This window comes from Cupriavidus sp. FW305-F7 (assembly GCF_058782875.1).
In genome coordinates, this window is record NZ_JBYSYC010000046.1 from 38084 (window position 1) to 57551 (window position 19468).

The following is a 19468-nucleotide window of genomic DNA, read 5'->3' on the forward strand; positions in this document are numbered from 1 at the left end:
GCCGCGGGTCAGGGAACGAGCGGATCGCGGAAGCCGGTATCGGCGCCGGGCGGGGTACCGGCCGGCGCGGGTGTTGGCGCGGTTGCGGGCGGCACGGCCTGGTGCCTGGCCTCGCGCCAGGTGTTGTACACCCAGTAGGCGGCGCCGGCTGCCAGGCCGACCTTGGACAGCTTCCAGGTCCAGCGCAGCACCGGCGTGCGCTTGACCAGCGGCAGCGCCAGCGTCAATACGGTGCTCAGCAGCGGGTAGTCCTTGGTCATGCCGACCACTTTCATCCACGACCCCGGACGGGCGATGCGCGGCAGCCAGTGGCCGATAGTGCCAAGGCGGTGCGCGCCACCCCGCACCTCGTGCAGGGCCTGCAGGCAGTCGTAGCGTTCCAGCGCGGCGCGGGTCAGCAGCAATTCCTTGCGCACCGCCAGTGGCAGGCGTACCTCTTGCGTGAACCGGGCCCGCCGCGGGTGATCGCGGCGGTTGTGTCCGGCTGCGCTGTCGTCGGGTTCCAGGGGGCTCATCGGCGCAGGATCTCCCGGTCTTTGTCGATTTCGGCGAGCGTGGCCTCCAGCATCGGCGGGGCGTTGCGCACCAGGTTGCGTGCGTACGCCAGGCAAATCGCGCACAGCACCAGGTAAAGTACCGTCAGTGCGCCCAGCGCCTGCCAGCGGTAGGTGTCCCAGAACAGGATGGCGATCAGCCCGGTCAGGGTGACCAGCCCGATGCCAAAGAACACCAGGCCGAAGCAGGCCAGCAGCGCGACCTTCATCAGGCGCGTGCGTTCCTCGGCAAGCTCCACGCTGGCGAGTTCGAGGCGGGTCTGGATCATTGCCACCAGCGAGCCGGCCAGGTTGCGCACGGATTCGAGGAACTTGGGGGAAGGGGGGGATTCGCTCATGCGGCTCCGGCGTGAAAGAGCGGCGCGACGGCGTGGCCGTACGCGCCTTTCCAGCAGGCGGGGCCGGGTGTGGCGTCATGGTGTGTCGCCAACATGCTTGCGCCCCGGCCACTGGCAACCCGATGACCGGGTTGCCGCTCAGGCGCGGCATCAGCATGCCGCGCCGGGTTGGAATCGCTTACTTGCGGTTCAGCAGCAGACCGATCAGCAGGCCTACGCCGGCGGCCACGCCCACGGCGCGCCACGGGTGGTCATGCACGTAGTCGTCGGTGGCGCGTGCAGCGGCCTTGCTCTTGGTCACGACGGCGTCTTGCAGGTCCTGGGCCTTTTCCTTGGCTTGCTTGAGCAGGCCCATGCCACGCTCGCGCAGTTCGGCGGCCTTTTCCCCGGTGGTCGAGGCGGCTTGCTTCAGCAGTTCCTCGGCGTCGGACAGAACGGTCTTGACATCGCTCATCAGTTTCTCCTGTTTGCGGGCGGTTGGTTCGGTTTGTGCGGATTCTGACATTTTCTACGCTCCGAGGCTAACGGCATTTGTCGGTCTGATACTTAGCATATGTGGCGGGCGGCCGTGGTTTCAAGGCTACACGCCAGCAAGCGCGACGCCAGTGCCTAGTATCGCAAGCATGCCGGAAAGCACGCGTGATGACTGTCAGAAAATGTTTATATGACTTCGAGTGATTTTGTAGTGACTTTATATTCGTTTGGGTTGGATATCAATCCGGATACTCTGGTTCCACCCCGAAATCAGGAGAACAGAACATGGCATTGCGTCTTGGCGATATCGCCCCGGACTTCGAGCAGGATTCGAGCGAAGGCCGCATCCGCTTCCATGCGTGGCTTGGCGACAGCTGGGGCGTGCTGTTCTCGCACCCGGCCGACTACACCCCGGTGTGCACCACGGAACTGGGCCTGACCGCGAAGCTGAAGGATGAGTTCGCGCGCCGCGGCGTCAAGGCGATCGCGCTGTCGGTGGACGGCGTGGAGTCGCACCATGGCTGGATCCGCGACATCAACGAGACCCAGTCGACCACGGTCAACTTCCCGATCCTGGCCGATGGCGACCGCAAGGTGTCGCAACTCTACGACATGATCCACCCGAACGCGAACGAGACCCTGACGGTGCGCTCGCTGTTCGTCATCGACCCGAAGAAGAAGGTGCGCCTGATCATCACGTATCCGGCCAGTACCGGGCGCAATTTCAACGAGATCCTGCGCGTGATCGACTCGCTGCAGCTGACCGACAACCACAGCGTGGCCACGCCGGGCAACTGGCAGGACGGTGATGACGTGGTGATCGTGCCCTCGCTGAAGGACGAGGCGGTGATCCGCGAGAAATTCCCCAAGGGCTACCAGGCGGTACGGCCGTACCTGCGGCTGACGCCCCAACCCAACAAATGAACGCGGCCCCGCGTGAAGGCGGGGCCGGCGTGCAGGACAGGTGTTTTATCGACGGGGGCAGCCTCGTCGTCTCCTTGGTAGTGTGCTTGGCCCGGCTTTGCAGCCGGGCCTTTTTATTGCGGAGAGCCTGTGCGCAAGTCGCGGATGGCGATCAGAAGAAGGCCTGCAGGCCGGTCTGGGCGCGGCCCAGGATCAGCGCGTGGATGTCGTGGGTGCCTTCATAGGTGTTGACCACCTCCAGGTTCACCACGTGGCGGATCACGCCGAACTCATCCGAGATGCCGTTGCCGCCCAGCATGTCGCGCGCCACGCGGGCGATGTCCAGCGACTTGCCGCACGAGTTGCGCTTCATGATCGAGGTGATTTCCACCGCGGCGGTGCCTTCGTCCTTCATGCGGCCCAGGCGCAGGCAGCCTTGCAGGCCCAGCGTGATCTCGGTCTGCATGTCGGCCAGCTTCTTCTGCACCAGTTGCGTGGCGGCCAGCGGGCGGCCGAACTGCTTGCGGTCCAGCGTGTACTGGCGGGCGGTGTGCCAGCAGAACTCGGCGGCGCCCAGCGCGCCCCAGGCGATGCCGTAGCGGGCCGAGTTCAGGCAGGTGAACGGGCCCTTCAGGCCGCTCACGCCCGGCATGATGTTCTCTTCCGGCACGAACACCTGATCCAGCACGATTTCGCCGGTGATCGAGGTGCGCAGGCCGACCTTGCCGTGGATGGCCGGCGCCGACAGGCCCTTCCAGCCCTTTTCCAGGATAAAGCCGCGAATCTCGTCCTTGCCGTTATCGCCCTGCAGCTTGGCCCAGACCACGAACACGTCGGCGATCGGCGAGTTGGTGATCCACATCTTGGCGCCGGTCAGCTCATAGCCGCCGTCGACCTTCTTGGCGCGGGTGACCATCGAGCCCGGGTCGGAGCCGTGGTTCGGCTCGGTCAGGCCGAAGCAGCCGATCCATTCGCCGGTGGCCAGCTTGGGCAGGTACTTCTGCTTCTGCGCTTCGGTGCCGAATTCATGGATCGGAACCATCACCAGCGACGACTGCACGCTCATCATCGAGCGGTAGCCGGAATCGACGCGCTCGACTTCACGCGCGATCAGGCCGTAGCTGACGTAGTTCAGGCCGGGGCCGCCGTATTGCTCGGGGATGGTGGGGCCGAGCAGGCCCAGTTCGCCCATCTCGCGGAAGATCTCGATGTCGGTCTTCTCGTTGCGGAAGGACTGAAGCACGCGCGGCATCAGCTTGTCCTGGCTGTACGCCGCGGCGGCGTCGCGCACCATGCGTTCTTCGGCGGTCAGTTGCTGGTCCAGCAGCAGGGGGTCGGCCCAGTGGAATTCGGCGTTGGCAGCCATGCAGGTCTCCTTCGGTAGCGCGGGGGAAGCATCGGGGGCGGGCGAATGGTCGCTTGCCGCACCGGCGCTTCCGGGAATCATGACGGGTTCGGTGATCTTCGCGGAGGGTTTTTGTGGTTCCGCATTGCGGAACTGTGTTCCGTTGAATTAGTATATCGCAATGGGTTTGCCGTGCAACAGGCAAAACCCCCGACACCCATGCCTTTGTGCGATGAGCGGACAACCGCCGACCTGAGAGGAGCCGCCCTTGACCAGTCCGTCACTTTCTCCCGATGCCACGCCGCCCGCGCCGGTGCGCGACAGCGATCCCAACTTCGTCACCGCCCTGGCGCGCGGGCTGGAACTGATGCGGTGCTTCCGCACCGGTGAGGCAATGCTCGGCAACCAGGACTTCGTGCGCCGCACCGGCTTCCCCAAGGCCACGGTGAGCCGGCTGGCCGGCACGCTGGTGCAGTTGGGTTACCTGCGCTATGACGAGAGCCTGGGCAAGTACGCGCTGGATGCCGGCGTGCTGGCGCTGGGCTATGCCTACCTGTCAGCGTCAGACGTGGTGTCGCTGGCGCGGCCGCATATGCTGGCGTTCGCCCAGTCATACGGGGTCTCGGTCTCGCTGGGCAAGCGCGAGCGCATGGAAGTGATCTACCTGGAATCGATCCGCAACGATGCGGGCGTGATGCTGGGGCTGGGCGTGGGCTCGCGGCTGTCGCTGGTGTCGAGTTCGATGGGGCGCGCGTACCTGGCCGCGCTGCCGGCGGCGCGGCGCGAGCGGGTCATGGCTGAGTTCAGCCAGGCGTTCCCGGAGCAGTGGAAGCAGCAGGAGACGGCCACGCGCGCGGCCTTGGCCGAGGCGCAGCAGCGCGGCTATGCGGCGTCGTTCCGCGACTGGCATCCGGCCATCCATGCCTGTGCGGTGGCGTTCCGGCCGGTGGGGGAGAAGGAGTTGCACATGCTGAGCTGCAGTGCTTCCTATGGGGCGGTGGATGAGGCGGTGTTCCACCAGACGCTGGCGCCGGCGTTGCGGGCGCTGGCGGCAAGGCTGTCGGACCCGGCGGGCTGACGGCCAGGTCCGACGTGCGCAGGTGTTACAGGTCCGTGCGCAACTTCCACAATTCCGGAAACAACACTACATCCAGCATCTTGCGCAGATAGCTGACGCCTTCCGTGCCGCCGGTACCACGCTTGAAGCCAATCACCCGCTCAACCGTGGTCACATGCCGGAAGCGCCATTGCCGGAACGCATCTTCCAGGTCGACAAACTTCTCGCCCAGTTCATACAGTTCCCAGTGCGCACCGGGATTGCGATAGACCTCCAGCCAGGCGGCCTCGACCGACGCGTTATACGCGGTGGGCTGCGTCCAGTCCCGTTCGACGCAGTCCGCATCGATCGCAAAACCACGCCTGGCCATCAACCGGATCGCCTCGTCATACAGCGACGGCGTCTTCAGCGCGGTTTCCACCAGCGCCAAATGCTCCGGCCGGTGCGCGTGCGGCTTCAGCATGGCAGCGTTCTTGTTGCCGAGGATGAACTCGATCTCGCGGTACTGATACGACTGGAAGCCTGACGACATGCCCAGGTAGGGCCGCATCGCCGAGTATTCCGGCGGCGTCATCGTCGCCAGCACGTTCCACGCCTGCACCAGCTGGTCCATGATGCGCGACACCCGCGTCAGCATCTTGAACGCCGGCGGCAGGCTGTCGGTCTTGACCGATTCGCGCGCGGCGCGCAGCTCGTGCAGCATCAGCTTCATCCACAGCTCGGTGGTCTGGTGCTGCACGATAAACAACATCTCGTTGTGGTCCGGCGACAGCGGGTGCTGCGCGTTCAGGATCTGGTCCAGGCCGAGATAGTCGCCATAGCTCATGTCCTTGGCGAAATCCATCTGCGCGCCGTGCCAGTTGTCACCTTGCGGCGCAGCCTGGCCTGCGGTGCCGGCCGCGCCGGAAAAAGGGCATCCCTTGAATTCACTCATGATGCGCTCCCGATCAGGTCACCTGGCCGCGCGTCTGGAACCGCGCGTCGCGATAGGCGCCGCTGTCCAGCACATCGCGCAGGATTTCCACAGCATCCCACACCTCGGTGAAGCTGGTGTACAGCGGCGTGAAGCCAAAGCGGGCGATGCGCGGCTCGCGGTAGTCGCCGATCACGCCGCGCTCGATCAGGGCCTGCACCAGCGCATAGCCGTCCGGGTGCTCCAGGCTGACCTGGCTGCCGCGGCGCGCGTGCTCGCGCGGCGTGACCAGCGTCAGTGGGTGGTGGCCGCAACGGGCTTCCACCAGTTCAATGAACAAGTCGGTCAGCAGCAGTGACTTGGCGCGCAGCACCTGCATAGTGGTCTGGGCGAAGATGTCCAGGCCGCATTCCACCATCGCCAGCGAAGTCACCGGCTGCGTGCCGCACAGGAAGCGGCGCACGCCGTCGACCGGGCGGTACTGCGGCTCCATCGCGAACGGCGCGGCGTGGCCCCACCAGCCCGACAGCGGCTGCCAGAAGGCATCGCGCAGCGCCGGCGCGACCCAGACGAAGGCGGGCGAGCCCGGGCCGCCGTTCAGGTATTTGTAGGTGCAGCCGATGGCGTAGTCGGCCCCGGCCGCCTTCAGGTTGACCGGCACGGCGCCGGCGGAGTGGCACAGGTCCCACACCGTGAGCGCGCCGCGGGCATGGGCCAGCTCGGTCAGCGCGGCCATGTCCAGCATCTCGCCGGTCTTGTAGTTGACGTGGGTGAGCATCAGCACGGCGGTATCGGCGCCCACGGCGGCGTCGATCTCGGCCGGCGAATTGACCAGGCGCAGCGAATAGCCCTGCTGCAGCAGGTCGGCCAGGCCCTGCGCGATGTACAGGTCGGTGGGGAAGTTGCTGGCCTCCGACACGATCACCTTGCGCGCCGGGTCGCGCGTCTGCTGCACGCGCAGCGCCGCGGCCAGCACCTTGAACAGGTTGATCGAGGTGGTGTCGGTCACCACCACTTCATCCTGGCCCGCGCCGACCAGCGGGGCCAGCTTGTTACCCAGCCGCTGCGGCAGCTCGAACCAGCCGGCGGTGTTCCAGCTGCGGATCAGGCCCTCGCCCCATTCTTCGGCCACCACCTGGGCGGCGCGCGCGGCGGCGGCGCGCGGGCGGGCGCCCAGTGAGTTGCCGTCGAGGTAAATCACGCCCTCGGGCAGCGCGAACTGGTCGCGCAGCGGGCGCAGCGGGTCTCGCTCATCGAGCCGAATACAGTGCTCGCGGTCAAATGTCGTCATGTCGTGGGATTGGCCAGGGGTTGTTCGGGAGTGGTTCAGTCGAGGCTGCGCAGCACCGCGCGCACCGGGCTGGCATCGAGCCCGGCAAAGCGCAGCGGCAGCGCGATCAGTTCATAGTCGCCGGCATCGACCTCGTCCAGCACGATGCCTTCCAGGATGGCCAGCCCGTGACGGCGCACGGCGTTGTGCGCGTCCATGGTCTTGGATTCCTGCGGGTCCAGCGACGGTGTGTCGATGCCCACCAGTTGCACGCCGTGCGCGGCCAGCAGCGCGATGGTCTCGGCCGCGACCGCGCAGAAGTGCGGGTCCCACTGCGCCAGCGGCGCCCGCCGGTAGGTACGCAGCAGCACGCGCGGCGGCAGGCCGGCCAGCGCGTGTTCGATATGGCGCGGCTCCACCACTGGCGAGGCGCCGATGCAATGGATCACGCGGCAGGTGCCGAGGTAGGGCGTGAGCGGCACGGCGCCGATCGGCGCGCCGTCGGCGGCGTAGTGCAGCGGTGCGTCGGCGTGCGCGCCGGTGTGCGGCGACAGCGTGATGCGGCCGACATTCACCGGGCAGTGCTCGTCCATCTGCCAGGCCGGCTGCTGCTGGAACGGCGTGTCGCCGGGCCAGACCGGGGTGGCGGGGGAGAGCGGCGGGCTGATGTCCCACAGCCGGCGTGGGTCTTGATTGGGGGCGGTCATAAGGGTGCGCGGCGCCTTTGCAAGGCGCCGTCGTTGTCTGCCTCGATGTCGGAAATCATAGTCAAAATTGGCGGCAAGAGGCTTGCTAAATGGACTGTCGATACGGTCTTCTTTCGCATAAAATGCGAAGAATTGATGATTTGTCGAAGGAAATTCGAATGAACCTCGATCCCACCGATCTGCGCATCCTGACCTGCCTGCAGGAGAACGGCCGCATCAGCAACCAGGACCTGGCTGACCGCGTGGCGCTGTCGCCTTCGGCATGCCTGCGGCGGGTGCGCCTGCTGGAAGAGTCAGGGGTGATCGGCGGCTACCGCGCCTGGTTCGACGCCGAGCAGCTCGGGCTTGAGCTTGAGGCGATCGTGCAAGTGTCGATGCGCCATGACGTGGAAGGCTGGCACGACACCTTTATCGCCGCGGTGCAGTCGTGGCCGGAAGTGCTGTCGGCGTACATCATCACCGGCGACAGCAATTACATCCTGCGGGTGCAGGCGCGCAACCTGAAGCACTACTCGGACTTCATCGTGAACCGGCTGTACCGCACCAAGGGCGTGATGGATATCCGCTCGAATATCGTGCTGCAGCGGATCAAGGTGGACAGTTCGCCGCTGGCGATCCTGAAGGCGGGCGCGGAGGGGGCCTAGCCTAGCCTAACGTTGCGTATGCAGCGCAATCAGCTGCCGCAGGGTTTCCTTGAGCAGCGCGCCCTGGCGCGGGCCAAAGTCGTCCAGCACTGCGCGCTCGTGCTGGGCGGCGCGCGCCAACAGCGGCTGGGCCTGCGCGAGGCCGCGCGGGGTGATCGAGATCAGCGCCTGGCGGCGGTCGGTCTGGCCGGCGCGGCGCGTCACCAGCCCGTCGGCGGCCATGCGGTCGACCAGCTTGGTCAGCGTCGGCTGCTTGGTCAGCGTGATTTCGGCGAGCGTGCCGATGGTGCAGTCGGGGCGGTCGGCCAGCGTGGCCAGCACGCGCCATTCCTGCACGGACAGGCCGCTGGCTTCCACTTCGCGGTGGAATTCGCCCGAGATCAGGTGGCTGGCGCGGGCCAGCAGGTAGGCCAGGTAGCCATCGACAAAGGGCAGGGGGGATTGCGCGGGCAGGTCCGCCATGATGGCTCGGTGCCGTTCAGAGGTCGAGGGGGGCGGTGGTGGTGAACTGGCCGCCCTGGAATACCAGCGGGCCGTCGCTGCCATCGAGCACGCCGCAGCGCTCGACTTCACCCACGAAGATGATGTGGTCGCCCTCGTCGTAGCGGCTGCGGTTGTGGCATTCGAACCAGGCCAGCGCATTGGACAGGATCGGCAGGCCGGTGGCCGAGAGCCGGTAGTCGACGCCGGCGAATCGGTCGCCTTTGAGGGTGGCAAAGCGCTGGCACAGCTCCAGCTGCGAGGCCGACAGCACGTTGATGATGTAGTGCGTGCCGTCGCGGAACATCGGCAGGCTGTTGGCGCGCGTGGCCATGCTCCACAGCACCAGCGGCGGATCCAGCGACACCGAGTTGAACGAACTAGCGGTGATGCCGATGAACGGCGGCGCGCCGGCGGCGACAGACTCGGCGCTGGCGCGCGTAGTGATCACCGTCACCCCGGTCGCGAACTGCGACAGGGTGCGGCGGAAGTGCTGCGCATCGAAATCTGGTGCGGCGGCGCTGGCGATCTGTGGCTGGGCCTCAGGCATGCCCATGGGGGCTCCGCTGGAGTTCATGAAATTTCATATATATTATTTGCGCCAGGGGCAGCAAGTTCAAGCCCGGCCGTGCGCTTATTTGCGGCCGCGGCGCTGGGCTGGCGCACACAACAAGGCGGGCACTGCCGCCGATACAACAAGCAGGAGACTAACGTCATGCTCATCGAGCAGATCGAACACCGCTGGCTGGCGGCGTTCCGGCGCACGCTGGAACTCTGTGCCCTGCAGGGTGCGGAAGTCGTTGGAATTGTAACGGAGTCGCAATCCCGCCCTGTCAACGTGGCCTTGGCCGAACTGGCCGTGCAGTCGCTGGGCGCCACCCCGGTGCGCATCCAGGTGCCGACACCGGCACTTAGTGCGCCCGCGCCGGTGCGCTCGACCGGCGCCAGCGATGCCTTGCAGAGCCTCGCGCCGGTGGTGGCGGCCTTGTCGCGCTGCCACCTGGTGCTGGACTGCACGGTGGAAGGCCTGCTGCACGCGCAGGAACTGCCGCTGATCCTGCGCGGCGCCGACGGCATCGTGCCGCGTATGCTGATGGTCAGCAACGAACACCCCGAGATCCTGGAGCGCTGCCAGCCCGACCCGGCGCTGGAAGGCACCGTGCGCGCCGCCATGAAGCGCCTGCGCGGCGCGCGCGAGATGCGCGTGCATTCGCCGGCCGGCACCGAGTTGCGCATCGGCCTGGCCGACGCCCGCGTGGGCGGGGTCTGGGGCTTCTGCAGCAAGCCCGGCCAGGTCTCGCATTGGCCCGGCGGGCTTTGCCTGGCGTTCCCGGCCAGCCGCCAGGTCAACGGCACGCTGGTGCTGGCGCCGGGCGACGTCAACCTGACCTTCAAGACCTACCTGCGCGATACCGTGGTCTGCCATATCGAGGACGATTACATCGCCGGCGTCGAGGGGCAGGGCGTGGATGCCGACATGATGCGCGGCTACTACCAGGCCTGGACCGACCGCGAGGGCACGCGCGATGCGTACGCGGTCTCGCACGTGGGCTGGGGCCTGAACCGGCTGGCGCGCTGGGACGCGATGACCTTCTACGACAAGCGCGACTGCAACGGCACCGAGCTGCGCGCGTTTGCCGGCAACTTCCTGTTCTCGACCGGCGCCAACGAGGTGGCCGGGCGGCATACGCTGGGCCATTTCGACCTGCCGCTGCGCAACTGCACGGTATCGCTGGATGGCCGCAATGAGGTGGAAGCAGGCACGCTGGTGGAGGTGGCGGCATGAGCGCGAGCGCGACGATGCAACGCCACGCCAACGGCATCGCCACGCTGGCCTGGGGCGATGGCCCGGTGGCGGTGGTGATGCTGCACGGCATCGGCGGCGGCAAGGCCGCCTGGCCCGCGCAGGGCGAGGCGCTGGCGCAGGCCGGCTACCGTGCCGTGGCCTGGGACATGCCCGGCTACGGCGACAGCGCCCTGATCGATCCCTATGACTTCGACGGGCTGGCGCAAGCGCTGGCGCCGCTGCTGCAGGCCGAGCGCGACGCCGGCCGGCGCGTGGTGCTGCTGGGCCACAGCATGGGCGGCATGGTGGCGCAGCAGGCCTGCGCGGCCGCGCCCGCGCTGATCGACGGCATGGTGCTGTCCGGCACCTCGCCCGCCTTTGGCAAGGGTGACGGGCCCTGGCAGCGCGACTTCGTCGCCGCGCGCACCGCGCCGCTGGACGCCGGCAGGACCATGGCCGAGATGGCCGCCGGGCTGGTGCGCACCATGGTCGCGCCCGATGCCGAGCCACAAGCCGTGGCCTTTGCCACGGCGGTGATGGCGGCGGTGCCGGCGCCCACCTACCGCGCGGCACTGGGCGCGCTGGTGCGCTTCAACCAGCGCGACGCGCTGCCGCGCATCGCGGTGCCGGTGCTGGCGCTGGCCGGGCAGCACGACACCAATGCCGCGCCCGAGGTGATGGAGCGCATGGCCCAGCGCATTCCGGGCGCCGAGTACCGCTGCCTGCCGGATGTCGGCCACCTGGCCTGCATGGAGCGCCCCGCGCTGTTCAACGAGGCGGTGCTGGATTTCCTGCACCGGCGCTTCCCCGTGCACTGAACCACGCCGCTTTCCGGCAACGCAACACAAGAACCACCGCCGCGCCGCGACCGCATCCGGTGCGAGCAGGAAAACAGGAGACCGCGACATGCCAACCGGCCAGCTCGACTTCATCCCCGCCATCGGTACGGCGGACTTCACCCCGCAACAAGCGCACCTGCTGGCGCTGGCCAACCGCCTGGGCCGCGAACGCTTCGCGGCGCGCGCAGCCACCTGGGACCGCGAGGCCAGCTTCCCCTTCGCCAACTATGCCGACCTGCGCGAGGCCGGCCTGCTGGCGCTGTGCGTGCCGCGGGCGTTCGGCGGCGAGGGCGCGGACTTTGCCACCTACTGCATGGTGGGCGCCGAGATCGGCCGCTTCTGCGGGGCCACGGCGCTGACGTACAACATGCATATCTGCTCGACCATGTGGACCGGCGTGCTGTCCGACGGCATCGACATGACACCTGACCAGCGCGCCGAGCACGAAGCCCGGCGCGAGCTGCATTTCGCACGCGTGGTGCGCGACGGCGCCGTCTATGCGCAGCCGTTCTCCGAAGGCTCCGCCGCCGCCGCGGGCAAGGCGCCGTTCGGCACCACCGCGCGCAAGGTCGATGGCGGCTGGGTACTGAACGGGCGCAAGATCTTCGCCTCGCTGTCGGGCGCGGCCGACTACTACGGCATCCTGTGCACCGAGGACCGCGGCGACCAGCATCCCGACATGCGCGACACGCTCTACATTGCCGTGCCCGGCAAGGCGGAAGGGCTGACCGTGACCGGCGAGTGGGACCCGATGGGCATGCGCGGCACGGTGTCGCGCACGCTGCTGCTCAAGGACGTGTTCGTGCCCGACCACGAGCAGCTGATGCCGCGCGGCGTCTACTACCGCGCGGCGCAGACCTGGCCGGCGATGTTCTTCACGCTGTCGCCGACCTACCTGGGCGTGGCCCAGGCCGCCTACGACTTTACCGTGCAGTACCTGCGCGGCGAGGTGCCGGGCCAGCCGCCGGTCAAGCGCCGCATGTACCCGACCAAGCAGATCGCGGTGGCGCAGATGCGCATCCAGCTGGAAACCATGCGATCGCTCTTCTGGCGCGTGATCCATGAGGCGAAGCCCAATCCGACCAAGGACGAGCGCCTGCGCCTGTACGCCGCGCACTACACCGTGATGGAAGGCGCCAACGACATCGCCCGGCTGGCGATCCGCACCTGCGGCGGGCAGTCGATGCTCAAGGACCTGCCGCTGGAGCGGCTCTACCGCGACTCGCGCTGCGGCGCGCTGATGCTGCCCTGGACCGCCGAGCTGATCCTGGACCGCATGGGGCGCGAGACCCTGTACGAATCCGGCGAGCGCGACGAATGAGCGCCGCCCGTCGCGCCATGCGTGCGGGCGCCGCCGGGCTGGGCGCGCTGCCGGCCATGCTGCATGGCCATGCCGCCGCGGCGCCGGGGCGGCCGGCGTTGCACTACCTGGGCCGCACCTTCACCTACGGCAAGCTGTGGCGGCGCGTCGAGCGTGCCAGCGCCCACCTGGCAGCGACGTGGGGCATCCGCGCGGGCGAGCGCGTCGGCACGCTGTGCCTGAACCACGAACTGCAGCTGGTGCTGCTGTTCGCCTGCGCGCGTGTCGGGGCGATGTTCGTGCCGCTGAACTACCGGCTGGCGCCGGCGGAGCTGCGTACCATCGCCGCCCACGCGCAGCTGGCCGCGCTGTTCCATGACGAGCGCCATGCAGGGCTGGCGCAGGAGGCTGGCGGCGGCTGCCAGGTCGCGCATCTCGACCGGCTGGTCGACCATCCCGCGCCGTTCGGCGTGCCCCACCCGCCGGTGCCGGACGAGGCGCCGCTGCTGCTCGCCTACACCTCCGGCACCACCGGCAAGCCCAAGGGCGCGGTGCATACGCAGGCCGGGCTGCTGGCCAATGCGCGCGCCAGCTGGTGGGCGCATGGCATGACCGCGGACGATCACGTGCTGTCGGTGCTGCCGATGTTCCACGTCGGCGGGCTGTGCATCCAGACGCTGCCGGCGCTGCTGGCCGGGGCGCAAGTCACGCTGCACGACCGCTTTGCGCCGGATGCCTGGCTTGGCGCGGTCGCGCAGGCGCGGCCGAGCCTGTCGCTGATGGTGCCGGCCACGTTGCGCGCGGTGCTGGAGCATCCCGGCTGGCCCGGGGCCGACCTGTCGGCGCTGCGCGGCGTGATGGCAGGTTCGTCGACCATCCCGCTGTCGTATATCGCGGCCTTCCATGCGCGTGGCGTGCCGCTGGGGCAGGTCTATGGCGCGACCGAGACCGGTCCGGTGTCGGTGGTGCTGAAGCTGCAGGATGCGCTGGCCCGGCCTGGCTATGCCGGCTGGCCGCAGCCGGAGGCGCAAGTCCGGCTGGCCGGCCCGGACGGTGCCGAGGTGGCGCAGGGCGCAGTCGGTGAACTCTGGGTGCGCGGCGCCAACGTGATGGCGGGCTACTGGAACCAGCCTGATAACGGCCTGGCCGACGGCTGGTTCCATTCCGGCGACCTCGCGCACCGCGATGCCGGCGGCTGCCTCGAAGTCGTCGGCCGCAGCAAGGACATGATCATCTCGGGCGGCGAGAACATCTATCCCGCCGAGATCGAGAACGTGCTGGTCGGCCTGCCCGGGGTGCAGGAGTGCGCGGTCGTCGGCGTGGCCGACGCGCGCTGGGGCGAGGTGCCGGTGGCGGTGATCGTGCCCGCGCCGGGCGCGCCGCGCGACGCGCTGGGGGCGGAGCCGCTGCGCGAACTGCTGGCTACGCGCATTGCCCGCTTCAAGCTGCCGCGCGAGGTGGTGCTGCTGGACGACCTGCCGCGCAGCGCGCTGGGCAAGGTGCTCAAGCCGCAACTGCGCGCGATGCTGGAGGCGCAGCGCCAGCCTGGCTGAATCTGCTGCAAGGGCGCCAATCTGCGCTTATGCTTGAGGCCGTGACACCACAGACGACAACGCAAGGGGGCGGCGCAAATGGAACATGGACTTGAAACGGCCACGCTGGGCGGCGGGTGCTTCTGGTGCCTGGAAGCGGTTTTCCAGCAGGTCGATGGCGTGGTGGCGGTGGAGTCCGGTTATACCGGCGGGCATGTGGATCACCCGACTTACCAGCAGGTCTGCGAGGGGGATACCGGGCACGTCGAGGTGGTGCGTGTCACCTTCAATCCGTCGGTGATCAATTTTCGGCAGATCCTGGAGATCTTCTTCGCCATCCACGACCCGACCACGCCGGACCGGCAGGGTAACGATGTGGGGCCGCAGTACCGGTCGGCGATCTTTACGAATTCGGAGGCGCAGCGGGCCACGGCGGAATACGTAATGCGGGAGTTGGCCGCGGCCAAGGTTTTTGATGCGCCGATCGTTACGCAGGTCGAGCCGGAGCAGCCGTACTGGCGCGCCGAGGCAAGTCACCAGAACTACTATCAGGACAATCCGAGCCAGGGGTACTGTGCCTTGGTGATCTCGCCGAAACTGGCCAAGTTTCGAAAGCAGTTTGAGGGGAAGTTGAGGAAGTAGGGACTGGACGCCTGGGTCGGCGCCAGAAACCGGCCCTAATTTCCCTGCGCAAACATCGCGCCGACAATCGCTCCCATCTCATGCCGCCGCGCCGCCGGCATCCGCGACGCGGTAGACATGATGCTGATGGCCGCCTCGGCGCCCATTTCCAGGGGCAGTGCAATGCCCACGCCTGCCACCCCCTCCGCGCCGGCAAGCGCATAGCCCAGCTTGCGGGCGCGCTCTACACCGCGCAACAGCCTGAGCAGGCTCAGGCCCCCGGCTGCGTACTCGGCGCGGTGCCGCTCGTAATGCGCACGCACCGCCTCGTTGTCCATCTTCGCCAGCAACGCCATGCTGCCGGTGCCCTGGCCCAGCAGGCGGGAAGTGCCGGTCAGCAAGTGGAAGGTCTTGATCCGGTGGCTGCCTTCCTCGGTATGCAGGCAGTGCCCATGGTCGCCGATGCGCACGGTCAGGAACACCGCGTCGCCCGTGAGCCGGGCCAGCGCCTTCATCTTGCTCACCAGCGCGCTGTTGGGCGGCGGCCGGTTCATCGCGCGCAGGCCCAGCGCCATGGCGGCAGTGCCCAGGTGATAACGCTTGCCCCCCGACTCGCGCTCGACATACCCCGCGGATTCCAGGAAGCGCGCCATCCGGTGCGCGGTGGTACGGTCGATCTCCGCTATCGCGGCGAGCTCGGGCAGGGTCAGTCCCGCCTCGTGATGCTCGGCGAGCAGCCGGAGCAGGGCGAAGGCTCGGGACAGGCTCTGCACGCCGCCGGGCGAGGGGGTCTTGGTGGGCATGGGAAGGTGCGTCGGGGGGCGCTTTGGGGGTGGCGGATGCCGCGCCCCGCGTCCCGGGTTTCTGGCTTGTGCACATTATGCACAACCTGAGCGATTGCGGTTGTCCCGGGCAGCGTGGTGGTTTGCAATCCATGCATCACGGAACCTCACGCAAGCCGCCATGATTCCCATCGACTCACGCATCGACTCATCTTCCGACGCCTTTGCCAGCCGGCGCGCCGGCATGCAGGCCCTGATCGACCGCCTCCATGGCCTCGAACAGCGTGCCGTGGCCGCCTCGGAGCGCGCCCGGCCCACCTTTGCCAGACGCGGGGCGCTGCTGCCGCGCGAGCGCATCGGCCGCCTGCTGGACGCAGGCGCGCCGTTCTTGCCGATGGCCACGCTGGCCGGCTTCGGCATGGACGATCCCGACCCCGAGACCTCCATCCCCGGCGGTTCGCTGGTGGCCGGCATCGGTTTCGTCTGCGGCGTGCGCTGCATGGTGCTGGCCACGGATTCCGGCATCGACGCCGGTGCCATGACCGAGGCCGGCAACATGAAGCTGATGCGCTGCCAGGAGATCGCGCTGGAAAACCGGCTGCCATTCATTCACCTGGTGGAATCGGCCGGCGCCAACCTGCGCAAGTACCGCGTGGACAAGTTCGTCCGCGGCGGCGCGCTGTTTTACAACCTGGCTCGCCTGTCCGCGGCCGGGCTGCCGGTGATCACGGTCGTGCATGGCTCGTCCACGGCGGGCGGCGCCTACATGCCGGGGCTGTCCGACTACGTGGTGATGGTGCGCAATCGCGCGCGCGCCTTCCTGGCGGGGCCGCCGCTGCTGAAGGCCGCCACCGGCGAAATCGCCACGGATGAGGAGCTGGGCGGCGCCGACCTGCATGCCACGGTCAGCGGCCTGGCCGAATACCTGGCCGAGGACGACGAGCACGCTATTGCCACCGCACGCGACATCGTCGCCAGCCTGGACTGGCCGACCGTGGCGACGGAGCCCGCGCAGCTCGCCCGCCCTCCGCGGCTCGATCCGTCGGAGCTGGACGGCGTGATGACGCTCGACATGAAGCGCCCGGTGGACATGCGCGAAGTGATCGCGCGCATTGTCGACGACTCCGCCTGGCTGCCGTTCAAGCCCGACTATGGTCCCGGCACGGTGTGCGGCCACGCCCGCATCGAAGGCAATACGGTCGGCTTCATCACCAACAACGGTCCTATCGACCCGGCCGGCGCCACCAAGGCCGCGCAGTTCATCCAGCTATGCAACCAGTCGGACACGCCGATCGTGTTCCTGCAGAACACCACCGGCTTTATCGTCGGCCGTGCCTCGGAAGAGGCCGGCATGATCAAGCATGGCGCCAAGATGATCCAGGCGCTGTCGAACTCGACGGTGCCGCAGATCACACTGTACTGCGGGGCCTCGTTCGGGGCGGGCAACTTCGGCATGTGCGGACGGGGCTTCCGGCCGCGCTTCTGCTTCTCGTGGCCGAACGCGCGCACCGCCGTGATGGGCGGCGAGCAGGCCGCCATGACGCTTGAGATCGTGGCGCGCCAGCAGGCCGCGCGCAAGGGCGTGCCGGTAGATGAGGCGCAGCTTGCCAGCCAGACCGCCGATATCGTTGCCAACTTCGAGCGCCAGGCCAGCGCCTTCGTCACCAGCGGGCTGCTGCTGGACGACGGCGTCATCGACCCGCGCGACACGCGCGCCGTGCTGGCCTTCGTGCTGGCCACCGCGCGCGAGGCCAGCCTGCGCAAACCGCATGCGATCCAGTTTGGTGTCGGGCGCTTTTGAGCGCCGCCGCCATCTCGACACGTCCCGAACCAACAAGACACCAGGAGACCACCATGCTTTACACGGAAGACCACCGCAACATCATGGACAGCATCCGCCGCTTCGTCTCGGCGGAGATTGATCCCTTCGTCGATGAGTGGGAAGCCGCCGAGATTTTCCCGGCGCATGCACTGTTCAAGAAGATGGGCGACCTCGGCTTCCTCGGCATCACCAAGCCGGTCGAATACGGCGGCATGGGGCTCGACTTCTCCTATGCCGTTGCCGCCGCCGAGGCGCTGGGCTATGCCCACGCACAGGGCGTGGGCATGGGCGTGGGGGTGCAGACCGACATGGCGACGCCGGCGCTGACCGCGTTCGGCTCGGACGAGCTCAAGCGCAACTACCTGGCCCCTGCCATCGCCGGCGACATGGTGTGCTCCATCGGCGTGTCCGAAGCCGGCGCCGGTTCCGACGTGGCCTCGCTCAAGACCCGTGCGGTGCGCGATGGCGACGACTATGTCATCTCCGGCTCCAAGATGTGGATCACCAACGGCACCCAGGCCGACTGGATCTGCCTGCTGTGCAATACCTCTGACGGCCCGGTCCACAAGAACAAGTCGCTGATCGTGGTGCCGCTCAGGGAAGACGGCAAGCGCGTGCGCGGCGTGGAAGTGCAGAAGATCAGGAAGTTCGGCATGTGGTGCTCCGACACCGCGCAGATCTTCTTCGACGAAGTGCGCGTCCCGGTGCGCAACCGCATCGGCGACGAGGGCATGGGCTTCATCTACCAGATGAAGCAGTTCCAGGAAGAGCGGCTGAACGGCGCGGCGCGCCGGCTGGCCTGCAACGCGCTGATCGAGGAAACCGCCGACTATCTGCGCCAGCGCATCGCCTTCGGCAAGCCGCTGCTGGACAACCAGTTCATCCAGTTCAAGCTGGCCGAGCTCAAGACCGAGATGGAGGCGCTGCGCGCGCTGGTCTACATGGCCACGCAGACCTATATCAATGGGGGCGAGGTCATTGAACTGGCCTCAATGGCAAAGCTCAAGGCCGGGCGCCTGTCGCGCGAGGTGGCCGACTGGTGCATGCAGTTCCAGGGCGGCATGGGCTACACGTGGGACAACCATGCGTCGCGCGCCTATCGCGATTTCCGGCTGGGCTCGATCGGCGGCGGGGCGGACGAGGTCATGCTCCAGGTCATTGCCAAGCAGATGGGCCTGATGTCGCGCGGCTGACGCGTTCCTGAACCAACCACCAGCCAGGATCGCCATGCCTGACAGCTCATGCAACGATGCCGTGACCGTGCGCCGCGCCGGCGGCGTACTGTTTGCCACCCTCAACATTCCTGCCACCCGCAACGCATTGGCGCCCGAAGTGGTGGCCGCGCTGGCCGCCGCCGTGGCGCAGGCCGAAGCCGACCCGGAAGTCCGCGCGCTGGTGCTGCGCGGCTCCGGCGGCAGCTTCAGCGCAGGCGGCAACGTGGGCAGCTTCCAGTCCCGGCTTGATGCCGACGCCAGCCAGGAAGACCCGGTCGCCACGCGCAACCGCCAGTTCGGCTACTTCATGGAGCGCCTGAGCGTGCTGCCGGTGCCGGTGATCGCCGCGGTTGAGGGCGCGGCCATGGGCGGCGGCATGGGCCTGGCCTGCGCGGCCGACATCGTGCTGGCTACGAGCGATGCGCGCTTTGCGTTGTCGGAGACCACGCTGGGCATTGTCGCCGCGCAGATCGCTCCCTTTGTGGTGCAAAAGCTGGGCGCTGCCGCCACGCGCCGCCTGGGCCTGACCGGCGAGCGCGTCAGCGGCGATGCAGCGGTAGCCATCGGCCTGGTCGACCAGCTCGCGGCCGACAGCGCGGAGCTGGACGCCCTGATAGCCGAGTGGCTGACGCGCATCGGCCGTTGCGGCCCGAATGCCAACCGCGTGTTCAAGGCACTGGTCGGCCGCTGCGGCCACGAGCCGCCAGGCCCGCTGCTGGACGAGGCCTCGCGCCAGTTTGCGCAATGCATGCGGCGCGAGGGCGCCGAAGGCGTGGCGGCATTCCGCGACAAGCGCGATGCCGCCTGGACCGTTCGCTTCGATGCCGACACGGTGCGCGCCGCGCAGTCGACCGGCTGACCGCGCCAGCCGCATCTTCCACGAGATT

General features: G+C 68.0%; 21 protein-coding genes. 11 read left to right on the forward strand and 10 right to left on the reverse strand.

The genetic code is table 11. The features are described from left to right. Positions 1 to 8: 8 nt before the first annotated feature. The 3 genes from AC3WL8_RS31855 to AC3WL8_RS31865 form a co-directional block, all read right to left on the reverse strand. Complete coding sequence (locus AC3WL8_RS31855; RefSeq protein WP_013957616.1) at positions 9 to 515, reverse strand: DUF3318 domain-containing protein; 507 nt, start codon at positions 513 to 515, stop codon at positions 9 to 11. Continuing rightward, the gene (locus AC3WL8_RS31860; protein WP_010813730.1) at positions 512 to 892 is read right to left on the reverse strand and encodes a phage holin family protein; all 381 of its coding nucleotides are present in this window, start codon (positions 890 to 892) and stop codon (positions 512 to 514) included. Before AC3WL8_RS31860 ends, AC3WL8_RS31855 begins: the two co-directional genes overlap by 4 nt. Positions 893 to 1070: 178 nt before the next feature. Further along, positions 1071 to 1397: an ElaB/YgaM/YqjD family protein gene (locus AC3WL8_RS31865; RefSeq protein ID WP_010813729.1), complete on the reverse strand. Its 327-nt coding sequence runs from the start codon at positions 1395 to 1397 to the stop codon at positions 1071 to 1073. 254 nt (positions 1398 to 1651) lie between these two features. Between AC3WL8_RS31865 and AC3WL8_RS31870 the strand changes: the two genes are divergently transcribed. After that, positions 1652 to 2290 carry a peroxiredoxin gene (locus tag AC3WL8_RS31870; RefSeq protein WP_211980065.1) on the forward strand — a complete coding sequence of 213 codons (639 nt, stop codon included), beginning with the start codon at positions 1652 to 1654 and terminating at the stop codon, positions 2288 to 2290. A gap of 151 nt (positions 2291 to 2441) precedes the next feature. On the opposite strand, the gene AC3WL8_RS31875 is transcribed toward AC3WL8_RS31870, so the two are convergent. Continuing rightward, positions 2442 to 3635, reverse strand: a complete 1194-nt coding sequence (locus AC3WL8_RS31875) for an acyl-CoA dehydrogenase (RefSeq protein WP_013957614.1) — start codon at positions 3633 to 3635, stop codon at positions 2442 to 2444. Between the two features lie 247 nt (positions 3636 to 3882). On the opposite strand from AC3WL8_RS31875, the gene AC3WL8_RS31880 reads away from it, so the two are divergent. Continuing rightward, positions 3883 to 4692: an IclR family transcriptional regulator gene (locus AC3WL8_RS31880; protein WP_013957613.1), complete on the forward strand. Its 810-nt coding sequence runs from the start codon at positions 3883 to 3885 to the stop codon at positions 4690 to 4692. 25 nt (positions 4693 to 4717) lie between these two features. Here the strand turns inward: AC3WL8_RS31880 and kynA are convergent, their stop codons facing one another. The 3 genes from kynA to kynB are packed head-to-tail and all read right to left on the reverse strand — an operon-like array spanning position 4718 to position 7561. After that, a complete protein-coding gene (gene kynA / locus AC3WL8_RS31885; RefSeq protein WP_013957612.1) occupies positions 4718 to 5605 on the reverse strand; it encodes a tryptophan 2,3-dioxygenase in 888 nt (295 codons plus the stop codon). 13 nt (positions 5606 to 5618) lie between these two features. Next, positions 5619 to 6875: a kynureninase gene (kynU, locus tag AC3WL8_RS31890; protein WP_153953692.1), complete on the reverse strand. Its 1257-nt coding sequence runs from the start codon at positions 6873 to 6875 to the stop codon at positions 5619 to 5621. 35 nt (positions 6876 to 6910) lie between these two features. Next, the gene (kynB, locus tag AC3WL8_RS31895) at positions 6911 to 7561 is read right to left on the reverse strand and encodes an arylformamidase (protein ID WP_013957610.1); all 651 of its coding nucleotides are present in this window, start codon (positions 7559 to 7561) and stop codon (positions 6911 to 6913) included. 158 nt (positions 7562 to 7719) lie between these two features. On the opposite strand from kynB, the gene AC3WL8_RS31900 reads away from it, so the two are divergent. Next, positions 7720 to 8205, forward strand: a complete 486-nt coding sequence (locus AC3WL8_RS31900) for an Lrp/AsnC family transcriptional regulator (RefSeq protein ID WP_013957609.1) — start codon at positions 7720 to 7722, stop codon at positions 8203 to 8205. Between the two features lie 6 nt (positions 8206 to 8211). Here AC3WL8_RS31900 and AC3WL8_RS31905 read toward each other — a convergent pair whose 3' ends face one another. Both AC3WL8_RS31905 and AC3WL8_RS31910 read right to left on the reverse strand, forming a co-directional pair. Continuing rightward, a complete protein-coding gene (locus tag AC3WL8_RS31905) occupies positions 8212 to 8667 on the reverse strand; it encodes a MarR family winged helix-turn-helix transcriptional regulator (protein WP_211980063.1) in 456 nt (151 codons plus the stop codon). Positions 8668 to 8683: 16 nt separating this feature from the next. Beyond that, positions 8684 to 9241 carry a flavin reductase family protein gene (locus AC3WL8_RS31910; RefSeq protein WP_013957607.1) on the reverse strand — a complete coding sequence of 186 codons (558 nt, stop codon included), beginning with the start codon at positions 9239 to 9241 and terminating at the stop codon, positions 8684 to 8686. 159 nt (positions 9242 to 9400) lie between these two features. Between AC3WL8_RS31910 and AC3WL8_RS31915 the strand changes: the two genes are divergently transcribed. The 5 genes from AC3WL8_RS31915 (at position 9401) to msrA (ending at position 14784) form a co-directional block, all read left to right on the forward strand. Next, positions 9401 to 10471, forward strand: coding sequence for a 2,5-dihydroxypyridine 5,6-dioxygenase NicX family protein (locus AC3WL8_RS31915; protein WP_492379637.1), 1071 nt, complete (start codon positions 9401 to 9403; stop codon positions 10469 to 10471). Continuing rightward, positions 10468 to 11289 carry an alpha/beta fold hydrolase gene (locus AC3WL8_RS31920; RefSeq protein WP_013957605.1) on the forward strand — a complete coding sequence of 274 codons (822 nt, stop codon included), beginning with the start codon at positions 10468 to 10470 and terminating at the stop codon, positions 11287 to 11289. Before AC3WL8_RS31915 ends, AC3WL8_RS31920 begins: the two co-directional genes overlap by 4 nt. A gap of 88 nt (positions 11290 to 11377) precedes the next feature. After that, positions 11378 to 12631 carry an acyl-CoA dehydrogenase family protein gene (locus AC3WL8_RS31925; RefSeq protein ID WP_211980062.1) on the forward strand — a complete coding sequence of 418 codons (1254 nt, stop codon included), beginning with the start codon at positions 11378 to 11380 and terminating at the stop codon, positions 12629 to 12631. Continuing rightward, complete coding sequence (locus tag AC3WL8_RS31930) at positions 12628 to 14163, forward strand: class I adenylate-forming enzyme family protein (protein ID WP_492379638.1); 1536 nt, start codon at positions 12628 to 12630, stop codon at positions 14161 to 14163. The genes AC3WL8_RS31925 and AC3WL8_RS31930 overlap by 4 nt, the downstream gene beginning before the upstream one ends. 78 nt (positions 14164 to 14241) lie before the next feature. Continuing rightward, positions 14242 to 14784 (forward strand): peptide-methionine (S)-S-oxide reductase MsrA, encoded by a 543-nt coding sequence (gene msrA, locus AC3WL8_RS31935; protein WP_013957602.1) that lies wholly within the window; start codon positions 14242 to 14244, stop codon positions 14782 to 14784. Positions 14785 to 14819: 35 nt separating this feature from the next. Here msrA and AC3WL8_RS31940 read toward each other — a convergent pair whose 3' ends face one another. Continuing rightward, positions 14820 to 15566, reverse strand: a complete 747-nt coding sequence (locus AC3WL8_RS31940) for an IclR family transcriptional regulator (protein WP_211980060.1) — start codon at positions 15564 to 15566, stop codon at positions 14820 to 14822. A gap of 160 nt (positions 15567 to 15726) precedes the next feature. Here AC3WL8_RS31940 and AC3WL8_RS31945 point away from each other — a divergent pair, with 160 nt between their 5' ends. The 3 genes from AC3WL8_RS31945 to AC3WL8_RS31955 are packed head-to-tail and all read left to right on the forward strand — an operon-like array spanning position 15727 to position 19440. Continuing rightward, positions 15727 to 17346, forward strand: a complete 1620-nt coding sequence (locus AC3WL8_RS31945; RefSeq protein WP_492379639.1) for an acyl-CoA carboxylase subunit beta — start codon at positions 15727 to 15729, stop codon at positions 17344 to 17346. A 53-nt stretch (positions 17347 to 17399) separates the two neighbouring features. After that, entirely contained in the window at positions 17400 to 18560 is a 1161-nt protein-coding gene (locus AC3WL8_RS31950; protein ID WP_211980059.1) for an acyl-CoA dehydrogenase family protein, read from the forward strand. Between the two features lie 34 nt (positions 18561 to 18594). Then, positions 18595 to 19440, forward strand: coding sequence for an enoyl-CoA hydratase/isomerase family protein (locus tag AC3WL8_RS31955; protein ID WP_492379640.1), 846 nt, complete (start codon positions 18595 to 18597; stop codon positions 19438 to 19440). The last annotated feature ends 28 nt before the right edge of the window (positions 19441 to 19468 follow it).